The organism is Bacillus sp. 220_BSPC, assembly GCF_001054655.1.
In the GTDB taxonomy this organism is placed as follows: Bacteria; Bacillota; Bacilli; order Bacillales; family DSM-1321; genus Peribacillus; species Peribacillus frigoritolerans.
On sequence record NZ_JVPL01000124.1, the window covers coordinates 1 to 15,043 of the forward strand.

The window sequence follows — 15,043 nt, forward strand, 5'->3', positions numbered from 1 at the left end:
ATGACCTGGTTTTTCATGATTTCCGGCATCGATTCGCCATATTCGACGAACTTCAAGAAGTCCTCGAAGTAGCGGGCATGTGAAGCCTGGTGGATTTTCAGCTCGCCTTCTTCAACCATTCCTTCTTCGGGCATGTATGGATAGGAGGTAGCTGAAACATTGATATGACTACATTTTAGGTATTGTAAATGTGTAGTGGTCACTAATTCGGTCACATTCCTATAATTTTGTCCAATTTATCCGAGACAGATTTCTGCATATCGGGAAGGACATGACTATAAGTATTGAGAGTTGTTTCAATATCCGAGTGACCTAGTCTTTCGGAAATGAGCTTTACATTCACATTTTGTTGAATCAAGATAGTAGCGTGTGTATGCCTAAGGTCATGGAATCGAATTTTAGGCAAAGTGATTTTCTCTGTTAGATTATAGAACTCTTTGCGGAAGTTTCTCGGTATCATGGGCTTTCCGCTTTTTGTGCAGATGACTAGGTCAAGGTCACGATAGCTTGAGCCAAGTAATAGCTTTTCCTTCAAGGTTTGTTTCCTATGTGTCCTTAACTCTTCCATTAATTTACTAGGGATGTGAATGGAGCGAATGCTTGCTTCATTCTTTGCTCCTGCCTTAATCTCTGCGTTCTGTGTAAGCGTCTGCCTTACAAATATCGTTTGTGTCTCAAAGTCAATGTCTTTCCACCTTAGTCCAAGAATCTCTCCTTGTCGCATCCCTGTAAAGATTGACATAAGAAATCCGATATGACAGCGGGTGAGTCGTTTTATCTTCTTAGCTTCGCTGATAAAGAAATTGACCTGTTTTACAGACCAAACATTTATTTCTTTTTGTTTTATTTTTGGAAGTGTAATCCCAGTGGAAGGGTTGTCCTTTATAAGTTTCAAGACTTTAGCTTTCTTAAGGGATGCACTGACAATTCGAAAGATGAGATGGACAGTGTGTTCCGAATAAGACGTGTCGTTCACTAGGTCGTTAACAAATTTTTGAATTTGAATTGGAGCAATTTGCTGTATTTTAAGATGACCAATTTTTGGTTTTATAACATTTTGGTAAAAGATGGAGTGAATCTCAAAGGTTGATTTTTGTAGACGACTTTTTCTTTCTTGAAACCATTCTTCCATATATTTACCGTAGGTCATTTTTGTTAGATCAAGAAATTCATTCTCTAAAACTACAGCCTTTACCCTTGTCATTTCATCATTTGCATCTCGCTTTGATTCAAAGCCTCTTCGGCGAATCTGTTTTCGTTTGCCAGTCAAAGGGTCTATCCCACCGTTAAAGACGAAATCCCATTTACCTGTTTTTTTATTTTGGGTTATACTACCATTCACGTTCAAGACCTCCATTTCAGGTCAAAAGATGTGAAAGGTTTCTATTCATTTATATTTTATCATGAAATCAACAGTGGAGAAGTGCCGAAAACATTATTGGTTATCAATATTTTCACCTATATCCTGTTAGAAATACAACATTTATAAATGGGTTTTTAATGAACGGCGGTGCTGTATTTACCCTTCAAAAAATGTTGTGTCACAGCGACCTAAAGATGACAGAGAAGTACCTTTGCCATTTGGGGTACAGCATTAAGGGAACAAAATGAAAAATTTAATCAGCTTAGCAATATGGAGTACTGAAAGAAACCCACCTTTATGAGCTAGTATTTTTAATAGCAAGAAACACACTCACTATATAATTGGGTGTGTTTCTTTATAGGCGGTTACATATCACCATTTCAAGGATAACATTTTCGAAATGTGAGAGTAGCACTTCCACTCCCACACTCGTTTTGAATGTTTGTTACGTGTAATTCTTTTGAAAAGCATGTCAATTGAGATGCTTTTTCGTGTGAATTTTAAGTAATGGTCAGGGTGAGGAATAGTGTTCAGATAATCCAGAAGAATATAATGCAGATGGAGAATTTGTACCTGCTGATGGGTAAAGACGTATAAAATTATGATTTTATCAAAGGATAAAGAAAACCGCTCTAAAGACATAGTTCAAATTGGGCTAATGAAAAATGACCATTTGAACAAAATGCCCTTCGAAGAGCGGTTTTTCTATTTAGCATATTTTATGGTTAAATTCAACATAAATAAAATAGAATTGAGGAAAATATGAAATATGTGGTAGTATTATTGTTCAACGATATTTAGAGGTGAGGAAATGCCATTAAATGATTATTTAAAACAATTAGCAAAACGTTATGCTTCGGGAATATCTAAAGAACACAGTTATAGAGGGGATTTAGAAGTCTTACTTAGGAAGATTACTAAAAGTATTGAAATTACAAATGAGCCTGCGAATGTAACTGATTGCGGAAATCCAGATTATGTAATTACAAAAGGTAAGATTCCTATCGGTTACATTGAAGCAAAAGATATTGGAAAAGATTTATACTCAAAAAAATACAAAGAACAATTCGAGAGGTATAAAACTGCCTTAGATAATCTTATAATAACGGATTACATATGGTTTCAATTTTACAGACAAGGTAAGCTAACACATGAAATAAGAATTGGTGAAATTAAAGATGGAAGGGTTGTTCCGTTACCAGAAAACTTCGGAAACTTTTTAAATTTAATACAGGAGTTCTGCACCTTTATAGGACAGACAATTAAATCTCCTAAAAAATTAGCAGAAATGATGGCTGGTAAAGCAAGGTTATTAGAGAACATTCTTGAAAAGGCTATTACTTCAGATGAGAACTCACTGGAAACCACCTCTTTAAAAGACCAATATAATTCTTTTAAACAAATTCTCATTCATGACTTACAGCCAAAAGAGTTCGCTGATATTTATGCACAAACTCTAGCTTACGGTATGTTTGCTGCTCGATTACACGATACAACTTTAGATGAATTTACTCGTCAAGAAGCCGCAGAACTAATTCCTAAAACAAATCCATTTTTACGTAAACTATTTCAATATGTTGCTGGTTATGATATTGACGAAAGAATAAGAACAACAGTTGATAATTTGGCTGAAGTATTTAGAGCTACAGATGTTTTGGCGCTACAAATAACTTTGGGAAAAGTACTCAAACTACAGACCCTATTATTCATTTTTATGAAACCTTTCTTTCAGCTTATGACCCAAAACTAAGGAAATCAAGAGGGGTTTATTATACACCTAAGCCAGTGGTTAATTTTATAGTACGAGCTGTGAATGACATATTAAAAGATGAATTTAACCTATTACAGGGTTTAGCTGATACTACTAAAACTAAAATAAAAAGAGAGATGGTTGGTATAACAAAAGGGAAAAAGAAAAGTAAACCTGTTTTTGAAGAAGTAGAAGTACACAAAGTACAGATTCTTGACCCTGCCACAGGTACAGGAACATTTCTTGCTGAAGTAATAAGACATATTTACGAAACGAATTTTCAATCTTTGCAAGGTGCATGGAGAGGATATGTTGAAGAGGACTTAATACCGCGTCTTAATGGATTTGAGTTGTTAATGGCTTCCTATGCTATGGCTCATCTTAAGTTAGATTTGCTTTTAACTGAAACAGGCTTTAATTCTAAAAAAGACCAACGTTTCAATATTTATCTTACCAACACACTTGAAGAACATCATCCAGATACAGGAACGCTATTTGCTAGTTGGTTAAGTAGTGAAGCAAACGAAGCAAATTATATAAAGAGAGATACTCCTGTTATGTGCGTTATTGGAAATCCTCCGTATTCTGTAAGTAGTTCTAACAAGTCTAATTGGATAGAGAATCTTATGGTTGATTACAAAAAAGACTTAAATGAGAAAAACATCAATCCATTATCAGATGATTATTTGAAATTTTTTAGACACGCTCAATATTATATTTCAAAGAATGGTGAAGGGATTTTAGCTTTTATTTCAAATAACAGTTTTATTGATGGGATAATTCATAAACAAGTGCGGAAAAGTCTTTTAGAAAGTTTTGATAAAATATATATTCTTGACTTACATGGGAGTACAAATAAACAAGAAACTGCTCCCGATGGTTCAAAAGACGAAAATGTATTTGATATTATGCAGGGAGTTAGTATCAATATTTTTGTGAAGACAGGTAAGGAAAAGTCTAAAGAATATGCTGAAGTATACCACTTTGACCTTTTTGGAAAAAGAGAGTTAAAATATCAGGTTTTATCTATGAACAGTTTAAACAATATTTCTTGGACAAAATTAGTTCCTAGAAGTCCAGATTATTTTTTCATTCCAAAAAATTATGATGTTGAAAAAAACTATATCAAAGGATTTCGTGTTTCTGATTTATTCCGTGTCTATACAAGCGGTATAAAAACTCATAGAGATGGTTTGGTAATTGACTTTAGTAAGGAACATATGTCTTCTAAGATAAAAGATTTTTTTGACAAAGAGATTCCGAACGGAGAACTAGTGATTAAATATTCTTTAAATGAAAAGGAAGAATGGCTAAACCAAAAACGACTTGGAAAATTTGACATGGATAAGATACAAAAAATATCCTACAGACCTTTTGACAATAGATTTATATACTACTCAAGCGATTTGATTGATAGAGGTCGAGAACGTATTATGAACCATGTTCTAGATAAGGAAAATATAATTGTTACATTTCCTCGTCAAGCAATAACAGAGAAATTCGGTTATTTTCTAACAAGAAATATTACCGATATTAATTTTACGGGTACTGCTGGACAATATGGTGCTGGACTGGCATTTCCTTTGTATCTTTACGAAGAAACATCAGCACAAATCTCACTTTCAGAAAATAAAAGAGTTCCAAACCTAAACCTTGAGATAGTTGAGAAAATAGCAGACGAGCTAGGATTAAAATTTACACTGGAAAAGGAGAAAACCGAAAATACCTTTTCGCCTATTGATATACTAGACTACATTTATGCTATATTACACTCCCTTTCTTATCGTGGGAAGTATAAGGAATTTCTAAAAATAGATTTTCCGCGTGTTCCCTATCCGAAAAATCAAAAAGAATTTTGGGCATTGGTGAAATTAGGAAGTGAAATGCGGCAAATACATTTATTGGAATCACATAAAGTAGAAGAATACATTACTGGATACCCCAATGATGGAGATAATCGGATAACGCGAAAAATAGTAAAAAAAGATTGGGAAATAACTGACATCGAAAAACAAGTAGGTCGTATCTGGATAAATGATGAACAATACTTTGAAAATATCCCATTAGTGGCTTGGGAATATTTTATCGGCGGATACCAACCAGCTCAAAAGTGGCTTAAGGATCGTATAAATAAGAAATTGAGTTTTCAAGACATTTTGTACTATCAAAAAATAATTGTTGCATTAAGCGAAACTGACAGAATCATAAAGAGTATAGATAAAGAAATAAAATTTTGATGATTTACCCACATATGTGAGGGGAGGATTTTGATTAGAGAAAATAAATTTACAACTAGAAAATTTAAAGGGAATAATAATGTTTTTTGTAAAAATGGATTTTTTTCCAAAGCTCTTTAGAATAGTTTCATTTGAATTTAAAAAAGCCCATCCAAAATTTAATTGAATGGGCTTTTTGTTTATATAATCAATTTTTTATAACATTGGCTTATTATATGTATTTATTTGTATATCCTTTAATGACCTTAAGAACAGTAAAAATAGAAAGGATTTATTGCTTTAAAAACATTGACAAATTCACTATAATGTTGTATAATAAAATTATTCTCTCTTTTTTTAGACGTAGATATTCAACCTTACCTTAATAATACATGTAATCAATATCTCTTGTCAACAGATTTTGATAAAAAGAGAAGAAAATTTTTAGGGGGATAATTATGATACTTAGGCAGATGCTGGAACAAATCAAATGAAGTAGGTACTTGTGACCAAGATAGAATAAAAGGAGGTTAATAATAATGAAAACAATTACTAGAGCTAAAGCGGTTGAACGATTTGGAAATGATATTTGTAAAAGGCATTTTAAAAAAAATAATACGATAAATAGTTACGATATAGAATGTGCACTCATTAGAACTATGCTACAACATTATGAAACTGTTGAGAGGAGAGGCATTGGTAACAATGCTCATTATATTCTAGGTAATGAGCGACCAGAACAAATCTCATGGTATCAAGTGGATTGGTCTGCAGTCAGCAATGCTAGGAGAAATAGAAGTAGAACTTATCCAGAAGACTTTTACAGAGAAGATACCTGTACTATTTATGTTGCTACTAATATTATTACCAATGATAAATATGTTGGAAGCACTACAAGACCTCTAGCACGAAGAATTAGTGAACATAAATGTCATGCTTTTAATGAAAATAATCCTAACTATAATACACTGATTTCACAAGCAATTAGAAAATATGGATTCGATGCTTTTACATGGGAAGTTATTCAACATTGGGATGATAAAAAAACACTAAAAGATGCTGAGGATTTGTGGATTATTAATTGCAAGGCAATACAGAAGGGATATAATTCGAGATTCAACAATATAAAATTTGATGTAAATAAATTAAAAACACAAAATATCCCTTCTTAAACTATATCGAGCCGTTTTGGTACTTTTTCGGCTAGGCTTTGGAAAACGACAGTTTTCCAAAGGATGGTGGAAAAAAGTACATAGTGAAATGAATTCTATGTTGCACTTTTATATATTCTTTTTTAAGGGATAGAGCCTGAAACCCTTGATATATAAGGGTTTGTAATTGGTTTTTGCACTTTTTACATAATGAAAATGCAGTAGGTAAATAAGTGTTATGGAAAAGATGCTTCTAATACAAAAATATAAAAATATAAAAATGAAAGGGAAGATTTATTTTGGAAAAAGTAACTGTTATTGATTCTATTATGGGTAGTGGTAAAACATCATGGGCAAAGGAGTACATGAACCGCCATCAAAAAAGTAAAAGATTTTTATATGTTTCTCCATATTTAGATGAAATACATAATAACATTTTAGTAGATTGTCCATTTATGGTTGAACCAGATGCTAAGCTTGGTAAAGGAACAAAGCTAAAACACTTTAAAGAATTACTTGCAAATGGTGAAAGTATAGTCACGACACATGCTTTATTTAGTATGTTTGATGATGAAGTTATGGAACTGTTAAAAGATGCAGGCTACATATTGATTTTAGATGAAGTTGCAAATGTTATAGAAAAGGTGGAAAAGGTAACAAAACAAGACATTGAAATATTATTAAACGCAAACATGATTGAAGTAATAGATAGAAAAGTTAATTGGCTTGATGAAAGTTACAATGGGGTATTTGATGGTCGATACGCCAATATCAAATATCATGCACAACAAGGAAATATCTATCTACATAGAGATATTATGATGTTTTGGACATTTCCTGCATCTGTATTTGATTTATTTAATGAAACGTACATACTAACTTATTTATTTGATGGGCAAATACAAAGATACTATTATGATTTATTTAATATAGATTATACGTATAAGAGTGTTAACCAAGTAGGAGCTGGATACTGTTTGGTTGAACATAATCCTTATGCTGAAGGTCGAAGTAATATTAAAAATTTAATTAATATCTATGAAGGAAAATTAAATACTAACTATGTTACTGATGGAAAAGTGAAAGGAAATGAACTGTCATCAACTTGGATAAAATTTGCAAGTAATGAGGTAGTAGACAGGTTACAGAAAAATTTGTATACATTTTTTAGGAAGTGTGGAAAATCAAACGATAATCTTTGGACAACAAAGAAATCAATGAAATATAGGCTTCAAGGAAAAGGATATACTAAGGGATTTATTCCGTGGACAACAAGAGCAACCAATGAGTATCAAGATACTCACAATCTAGCATTTGTTTATAATTTATATATGAAACCTTTTGAAAAACAATTTTTTGAGGATGCAGGGGTTAAAGTGAATGAGGATTTATTAGCACTTAGCGACTTATTACAATGGATGTGGAGAAGTGCTATAAGAAAACCTGATGCTGAATCAATTAACATATACATACCTAGTTTGAGAATGAGAACTCTGTTAAAGCAATGGCTTAACAATAAAGAAGTTAAATTTAAGAAATAAATTTCGGTAATTAGGTAAGGGAAAGAATAAAACATGAAACCTTCGATTAAACTTAGGTTTATTGTTGAAAACATAAAGCCAAAAAGGCAAAACATAAAGTTAATCGAGTGTTTCAAACATAAAAAAGCAAATAATAATAACTTCATTCATGTGAATGGAGTTTTTATTATTTTTATCGATTCAAAACTAAAAAATAAATATTGTAAAAGAAAATATTTGTAAAAATTTTCACAAAATAATAGAATAAGGATAAATTACTAGTAAATTAGTTATAGGAGGAAGAAAATGTCTTTACCTAAAAATGAAGAATTATTGTTTCATTTTTTGAGTTTTATACAAAATGGTGCTGAGCAAAATTTACACGGTATTCATCAATATTTTTGTGAAAAGTTTAATCTATCCAATAACGAGATAGAAGAAAGATTATCAAGTGGAAAGGAAACAAAATTAAAGAGTAGGATTAGATGGACCAAGTTTGATTTGAAAAGTGCTGGACTTATTGAGGATATAGATCAAGGAACATTTGTTATTACTGAACGTGGGAAAAGCTTATTATTAGAACGATCTAATGGATTTACTTATAAGGATTTAGAGCAATTTGAGGATTATGTGATAAATCGAAAAAAAAATAAACTTAAACATAAAAGTTTAAGAGAAAAGATTTATGTTTATAACAAAGAACTTTCTTCCGTAAAAGAACTATTAAATTATAAAAATCTTGATTATCTTTCTAAGCTTTTTTATCAACAAAAAGAAAAACTAGATGAACTGGAAATTAGTATGATATTAGTTAAGGGATATAATAAAAAAAATTTAGATTCTTTAACTTTTTACATAATTGGAACTTATGAAATAAGTAGTGGTTATCATGTTATTCAAACCATGTGTGAACTTCTTAGTGAATTCATCTTGGAAAATTTAATAATACCCATTTGTAAGATTGCTCCACAGGTATTGTTTGAGGGGCGTTATCCAAACGAGATAAAAAAGGGGGTTATTCTTTTTGACAGAGAAGGAAATTTACAAGAACTTAGCTGAAAGATTTATTTATAGTGCTGAACAACATATTATAAATAATGTTAATAAACAAGAAGTTGTTGCCTTTAAAGCTTATCATGCTTTAGAATCAATTGCGTCCGCGTATACAAGGCATTTTGGCCGAACTGTTTCTAGGTATCACCGCCAAAAATTACAGGATTTTCTTAATTTATACAATACTCAGGGGCTTGGAACTATACCACCACGAGATATTGCCCAACTTGTATCGGAAGTTGAAAGTATAAGGAATAACTTTTTATATCCGATTAAAGGGGCAACTGTACTTGCTCCAAAAGATTATATTGACTTAGCTTATGCAACCCACTTGTCACAAAGAATCAATGGGGTTATTACCGATATTAATAGGCATATATAGGGTAATATTAAATTCTAAAATTAATAAATGCAATTAAAAAAAGATAATACAATTAATGTATTATCGCTTTTTATAAATTAATATCTTTCCATAATAAGGTGGATAAAATACGATTTTTTTAACTTAAGGATATGTTCCTGAAGGATGTAATAGATCCAATAAGAATATTAAATTGTATTAAAAAGTATTGGATACATAACGAATGTACAGACTGTATATCATCTATGAAAATAATATGTAATGTTTTTGAATATATGGAAAATTATAACTGTGTGGTAGAATTATACTAGTTCCTTTGTCTAAAGGTTATGATTACTTTCTGTAAGCTTTAGTAAGATTTCAGTAACTGATACTAATAACAATAGTAGATAACTATAATAAAGGGAGTTGATTTTAAATGAAATCACGATACTATACGAATATTGATTACAGTTATGATACAAAATGCAAAACATGCTCAAATATAATCACTTTTGGTTGGAATGGTAGTGGTCATAAATGCCCGCATAATTATGAGTTTTCCTATTGTAATTATGACTATACATTTGGAAATAAGAATCTTTGCATTGGATTTGATTTATATACACCTAATAGTTATGGGTATCCAAGCGAAATTTATTTCTATAATGCTGTTACACTAGGAACATTCAAGATCGATTGTGATGACATTTATGTACAACCATTTTCTGTTTTGTTGAGTGAACGATACGGAGAACATATTGTTCCAGATTTTTTTATTGACCCTATGAATTTGATTGTGGAAACAAGGGGCAAGAGTAGTGGAAAACAGTTGGAGAAATATCGTAGCCAAATTCAATCACTAGTTAATTGTAAAACTGTCCTTAATGAAACCCCAAGTAGAGATTTAAGATATATGCTAATATCTGTAATAGATTCAAAAGACTATGATGATATATATGGCACTTCTTTTATAACTGATGAAAATGGAAGAAATAGACTTGCTTGTATTGCAAAATGTACTCAGACCAATTCATTTGAGTTTGGCACATATGAAGAGTTATGTGAAAAGGGGTACAACAAAATCCAAGTAATATTAGGTTTTGAAGACAACAAAATTAAGATAGTTGATTCTAGAATAATAAGAAGACTAGGGTTTAACATAAATACTAAAATGGCAGAAGATATTTTTTCCCATGCAGATTTTGAATGCGTTTTAAATTCTAATTTTGTTCAGTTTCTTTCCGATTATTTACGTTAATTTTAAAATGTGAGGTTTTTATATAATGAAAATTAAAAAGACTATTTCACAGGATCAAGTGAGTGTTTCTACTGAATCTTTTACTGCAACCTTATTTGCTTGGGCGGGTTATGAGGTTTCTGTCCAATACGGAGCAAATCAACCTGAGTATGACCTTATTTATTGTTACAAAGGGTGATAAGATCGCTAAACTGTCTGTTAAAGGTAGTCAAGATGGTGGAACTAACCTATTGAAAAATGGTATGGGATTATGGAAATTTTAATTAGACAACAAAATAAAGAAATAAATAATTAGGGAGTGTCATAAATGCACTTCTTTTTTATTTGTAATTTATGATTATTTTGCGAAATTAAATTATGCCTTCTATTGGTAAAATGGTAAAATTTAACCGTATACTATAGTGGGTTGTAGGTACTATATTTACTGCAATGTTTCAAAATTCATACAGTGTCGAAATACGGATCTTAATTAGAAGGTAGTAGGGGGTCATGAAATGTCAATTAATGAGAAACTAAGGGCAATTGAGGAAACAAAGTATGTACAGCATTTATCTGAATTAGCAGATATGTTTAAAGTTATTCAAGAAGTTGCTAGAAATGAGGAAAATAAAGAAATTGCAACAATAGCTCAATATGAAATAGAAGTATTATCATTACATGCACAAACCCCCTTTATATTTGGCAACCATTCACAAAGATTTACCCCCATGTTGGAACTTAATAATGGATTTAAATTTCCAGATGTAGAGAAATTTACTGTCGAACAATATAAATATTATGAACAGAGATTAGAAGAAACAGAGAATGTTTTTTTTATTAGCAGATATTCAGATTTCTTGTTTGAACATGGTGATAAGTATGTTGTTAGGAATAAATATTTACTATCTCAAATTCTTTTACCTACCTTATTTGAAGTTGCACTTACCCATCTAGCAAATGGGGAATATTTTAGTTACTTAGAGGATATGGCGAGAGTTATTCAAGTAGCATTAAAGATGAAAAATGAACAATATGCTAAACGAATAGAGGAGCATGTGGTAAATCAGATAAAAGAATTTGATGAATCACAAGAATATAGCTGGGTTTTGGAGATTGCTAAATTGTATCGAGTGATAGAAGAGAGTCCCTTAACTTCTATAATACAAGAAGAGAATAAAGTTTATTGTTACGAAATACTTGATAAATCTAGGCAGTATTTTATTCAAAATAAGAAGCATTATATCCATAGATACTTCTGCAAAGAATTAATGGAGTGGAGTAAAATATTAAAGAAAAATGAAGAAACAAGGAAAAAATATTCATTGGAAATAGGGATGTCTTATGAGGAAGAAGCTGAACATCAACAAGGGAGACAAGATAAGAGTAGTATAGTAAAAGCACACTTTTTGGAGGAAGCCTTACAACATTATGCAGATATTGGTGAGAAAAATAAAATAGATGAAATGAAAATACTTATTAGGAGGACATACGAGGAGGTAGAAACTAATGGGGAGTTATCATTAATATCCACAGTTGTTTCTATTCCAATTGAAGCTATTGATCAAATATTAAACCCGTATCTTGAAGTGGAAATTAATGAATCACTTAACTTACTCTCTAAGTCCATTATTTTTATTCCAGATCTTGATGTAGTAATGGAACAAACCAAAAAGCAAAATGAAAAGTTTCCATTACAGTACCTAGCGAGTAAAAGCATTATATATGATGGAAAGAAAGTTTTTCAGGAAGTTGAAGAAGAAGATTCATTCGAATTAAGTTTTATAAGTAACTATTTAATGCACTTACAAGAAACTTTATTGGTGCGATTGTTTGACAAATTAATAGATGAAAACGATTTAAATTGCTACAACTTATTAGATAAAATTAAAAGTTGGGAGTTACTCGATAGCAAAAATGAAGTATTTATTGAAATAGGGATAAAGAGGTTTTTTGAAGGAGATTATATTAGCTCGTTACACATATTAGTTCCACAATTTGAATCTTGTCTTAGAAGAATGTTTTCTAATTCTGGTTATGTTACAACATCGATAAAAAAAGGAGTAGCACAACATGAAATAACGTTTAATGAATTTTTAAATAGGGATGATGTAAAGTCTTCATTAGGAGAAATTTATCATACCCTTGTACAAGTTGTAATGGTTGAACAAGCAGGTTTTAATCTTAGAAACAAAATTGCGCATGGATTAATTACTCAAACTGAGTGTAATAAAAGTATGAACGTACTTGTAATATATTTATTTTTGTTACTAACTAATTATAGAATTACAGAAAATGAAGTCTAAGGTAGATATTATATTAATTAATAGCGCACTAACTTCCAAAATTGGTTGGAGATAAATTTTATCTTTGAGAGGTTGGACATATATGAAAGTCTATTGTAACAAGTGTAAACAAAAAACAAAACATAATATTGTAAAAGAGTTTATTAGAGAATATACACCAGATAACACTCCAGAAATGCAGATAGATTATGCAAAGGGAGAGTGGAAAATTATCGAATGTATGGGATGTGAGCAAATTTCTTTTTATGAAGTTTGGGTAAACAGTGAAGATATAGACTATAATTCTGGAAATCTTGAGGAGACTATAAGGATATTTCCTAATAGGGAAACGGACTTTAAACAAACAAATAATTACTTTGTATTACCAAGTAAAATAAAGAATATATACAAAGAAATAATTGAAACCTATAATCAAAATTTACTTTTATCTTGTTCTGCTTGCCTAAGAGCTATTATAGAAGCAATATGTTCCAATGTTGGTATACAAGGTAGAAATATAGAAAAAAAAATAAATGGATTACATGAAAGGGAATATCTAACTAAGCGTCATGCAGATATTTTACATGAACATAGATTTTTAGGCAATAAAGCACTTCATGAATTACAGATTCCAACAAAACAAGAGTTGGAAATAGCTATACAAATTGTCGAACACACACTTGAGAATATTTATGAATTACAGGATAAAGTAGAAGAATTAAAATGGCTGAAAGAAAGAAGAAACATGAGAAAAGAAACATGAGTATTTTCCTTTTAATTCAGTTTTTTTGCCTAGTTCTGTAAAGACTGTATGAAAAATAAAATAATGTATTAGTAATATATTGGAGCGAAAAAAAACTCATGAAAACATTGAAGGCACTCAAAGTAGGAGTGTCTTTTTGTGTTTGGTACGGGGTGCAATATCACTAGATTGAATAAATTACCCATAAAAAAAGGATAAAGATTATTGAAGAGGTTTTAGAGGTTTGCATTAAAGAGTTGAGAGTCGAAAAGACGTTACTAAAAATAGTAACGTCTTTGTGTTTTCATAACAAGAATATAATTTGAGGTGCTATTAGTGTTCCATTGACCCAATCATGTTAATTTCATGCTCCGTGTGTTTGGGATTAAATTGATGTCAATTGAGGCGCTTTTGCGTGTAAATTACCGTATATAAATATAAAACACGCTAATAATCAAGTAATTAAGTGGATTTACTAGCTTTTTTATTATTGACATTGATGAGCAAAAATAAATATATTCTAATTAAATAGCTTACAGAATTGTTGAGTTCCCATTTTAAAATAAACTCTCTTTTTAGAAAATTTTTCTCCCTAACGCATTTATTCCAATTGTATGATAATATTAGCATGGTTCTAATCGACTAATCAGAGGAGGATAAAAATAGCTTAACAAAAATTAGAAAACCTTTCTGTACTATTTCCCTACTCAATCACAATTACATAGAAATTCAGTATAAATTTGGAAGGTACTTACAACACATACTACTATTTTATTACATAAGCCTAGCAGTCTAGCTAAAACTAAAGTTGATTAAATATGAGAGCAGAGTACGAAGAAATTGTAAGAGGTATGAAGAGGGAATATATAAGTTAAATGAAAAATACTTCAATGTCTAAGGGAACGAGGTTAAATTGTGAGATTACTGAAAATACTATTTTGGTTATGTCTAATAATATTTATTATATCACTTTTTGTTTTCACTATTCAGTGTATAATTTCTGCTTGGTGGAATATTCTTCTTATTATTATCATCCTAGTAACTATTTGGTGGTGTAAAATTAGAAGAAAAAACCAGAAGTCTGTTTGGCAAGGGATATTAATAATTGTTCTTTCCTTCCTTTTACTAGCCTGGTTTTTAATTCCTTGTATAATTGGATACTATAAAGAACTGGAAGAGGAAACTGAAACTGAAACTGAAGTGCACCATCAACAAGTAATGACCAATCATGAGGAAGACAATGAGGAAAAAGGACAAGAAGATAAAGAGAAAAAACAACAAGAAGAAAGAGAAAAAGCAGAACAAGCAGAACAAGTAGAAAGAGAAAAAGCAGAACAAGCAGAACAAGCGGAAAGAGAAAAAGCAGAACAAGCGGAAAGAGAAAAA

Annotated in this window: 12 protein-coding genes and 1 pseudogene; 11 read left to right on the plus strand and 2 right to left on the minus strand. The window is 30.8% G+C overall.

The window, feature by feature from the left end; all coding sequences use genetic code 11:
- Window positions 1-146: pseudogene (locus tag ADA55_RS28355) on the minus strand (DUF3900 domain-containing protein); the annotation flags it as partial.
- Between the two features lie 65 nt (window positions 147-211).
- Window positions 212-1,342: a site-specific integrase gene (locus ADA55_RS08245; RefSeq protein WP_048681840.1), complete on the minus strand. Its 1,131-nt coding sequence runs from the start codon at window positions 1,340-1,342 to the stop codon at window positions 212-214.
- A gap of 832 nt (window positions 1,343-2,174) precedes the next feature.
- On the opposite strand from ADA55_RS08245, the gene ADA55_RS30390 reads away from it, so the two are divergent.
- From ADA55_RS30390 to ADA55_RS08300, 11 genes are all read left to right on the plus strand, one after another.
- Window positions 2,175-3,113: a hypothetical protein gene (locus ADA55_RS30390; RefSeq protein WP_204375324.1), complete on the plus strand. Its 939-nt coding sequence runs from the start codon at window positions 2,175-2,177 to the stop codon at window positions 3,111-3,113.
- A 59-nt stretch (window positions 3,114-3,172) separates the two neighbouring features.
- Window positions 3,173-5,350 carry a type ISP restriction/modification enzyme gene (locus ADA55_RS08250; RefSeq protein WP_204375325.1) on the plus strand — a complete coding sequence of 726 codons (2,178 nt, stop codon included), beginning with the start codon at window positions 3,173-3,175 and terminating at the stop codon, window positions 5,348-5,350.
- A 518-nt stretch (window positions 5,351-5,868) separates the two neighbouring features.
- Complete coding sequence (locus ADA55_RS08255; protein ID WP_048681843.1) at window positions 5,869-6,501, plus strand: GIY-YIG nuclease family protein; 633 nt, start codon at window positions 5,869-5,871, stop codon at window positions 6,499-6,501.
- Window positions 6,502-6,779: 278 nt separating this feature from the next.
- The gene (locus tag ADA55_RS08260) at window positions 6,780-8,021 is read left to right on the plus strand and encodes a DEAD/DEAH box helicase family protein (protein ID WP_048681845.1); all 1,242 of its coding nucleotides are present in this window, start codon (window positions 6,780-6,782) and stop codon (window positions 8,019-8,021) included.
- 285 nt (window positions 8,022-8,306) lie between these two features.
- Window positions 8,307-9,059 carry a winged helix-turn-helix domain-containing protein gene (locus tag ADA55_RS08270; protein ID WP_048681851.1) on the plus strand — a complete coding sequence of 251 codons (753 nt, stop codon included), beginning with the start codon at window positions 8,307-8,309 and terminating at the stop codon, window positions 9,057-9,059.
- Window positions 9,025-9,435: a hypothetical protein gene (locus tag ADA55_RS08275; protein WP_048681853.1), complete on the plus strand. Its 411-nt coding sequence runs from the start codon at window positions 9,025-9,027 to the stop codon at window positions 9,433-9,435. Before ADA55_RS08270 ends, ADA55_RS08275 begins: the two co-directional genes overlap by 35 nt.
- A 397-nt stretch (window positions 9,436-9,832) precedes the next feature.
- Complete coding sequence (locus ADA55_RS08280) at window positions 9,833-10,654, plus strand: hypothetical protein (RefSeq protein WP_048681857.1); 822 nt, start codon at window positions 9,833-9,835, stop codon at window positions 10,652-10,654.
- 25 nt (window positions 10,655-10,679) lie between these two features.
- Window positions 10,680-10,832 (plus strand): hypothetical protein, encoded by a 153-nt coding sequence (locus ADA55_RS29260; protein ID WP_153246110.1) that lies wholly within the window; start codon window positions 10,680-10,682, stop codon window positions 10,830-10,832.
- A 316-nt stretch (window positions 10,833-11,148) separates the two neighbouring features.
- On the plus strand, window positions 11,149-12,936 hold the full coding sequence (locus ADA55_RS08290; RefSeq protein ID WP_048681863.1) for a DUF4209 domain-containing protein: 1,788 nt from the start codon (window positions 11,149-11,151) through the stop codon (window positions 12,934-12,936).
- An 82-nt stretch (window positions 12,937-13,018) separates the two neighbouring features.
- Window positions 13,019-13,678, plus strand: a complete 660-nt coding sequence (locus ADA55_RS08295) for a DUF4145 domain-containing protein (RefSeq protein WP_048681868.1) — start codon at window positions 13,019-13,021, stop codon at window positions 13,676-13,678.
- An 894-nt stretch (window positions 13,679-14,572) separates the two neighbouring features.
- On the plus strand, window positions 14,573-15,043 hold a 471-nt coding region (locus ADA55_RS08300; RefSeq protein ID WP_048681871.1), incomplete at its 3' end, for a DUF4199 family protein.

What these genes read in the sequence shown, in the direction of transcription:
- ADA55_RS30390 (WP_204375324.1), top strand. Translation starts at nt 2,175, where the DNA reads ATGCCATTAAATGATTATTTAAAACAATTAGCAAAACGTTATGCTTCG.
- ADA55_RS08255 (WP_048681843.1), top strand. Translation starts at nt 5,869, where the DNA reads ATGAAAACAATTACTAGAGCTAAAGCGGTTGAACGATTTGGAAATGAT.
- ADA55_RS08270 (WP_048681851.1), top strand. Translation starts at nt 8,307, where the DNA reads ATGTCTTTACCTAAAAATGAAGAATTATTGTTTCATTTTTTGAGTTTT.
- ADA55_RS08280 (WP_048681857.1), top strand. Translation starts at nt 9,833, where the DNA reads ATGAAATCACGATACTATACGAATATTGATTACAGTTATGATACAAAA.
- ADA55_RS29260 (WP_153246110.1), top strand. Translation starts at nt 10,680, where the DNA reads ATGAAAATTAAAAAGACTATTTCACAGGATCAAGTGAGTGTTTCTACT.
- ADA55_RS08290 (WP_048681863.1), top strand. Translation starts at nt 11,149, where the DNA reads ATGTCAATTAATGAGAAACTAAGGGCAATTGAGGAAACAAAGTATGTA.
- ADA55_RS08295 (WP_048681868.1), top strand. Translation starts at nt 13,019, where the DNA reads ATGAAAGTCTATTGTAACAAGTGTAAACAAAAAACAAAACATAATATT.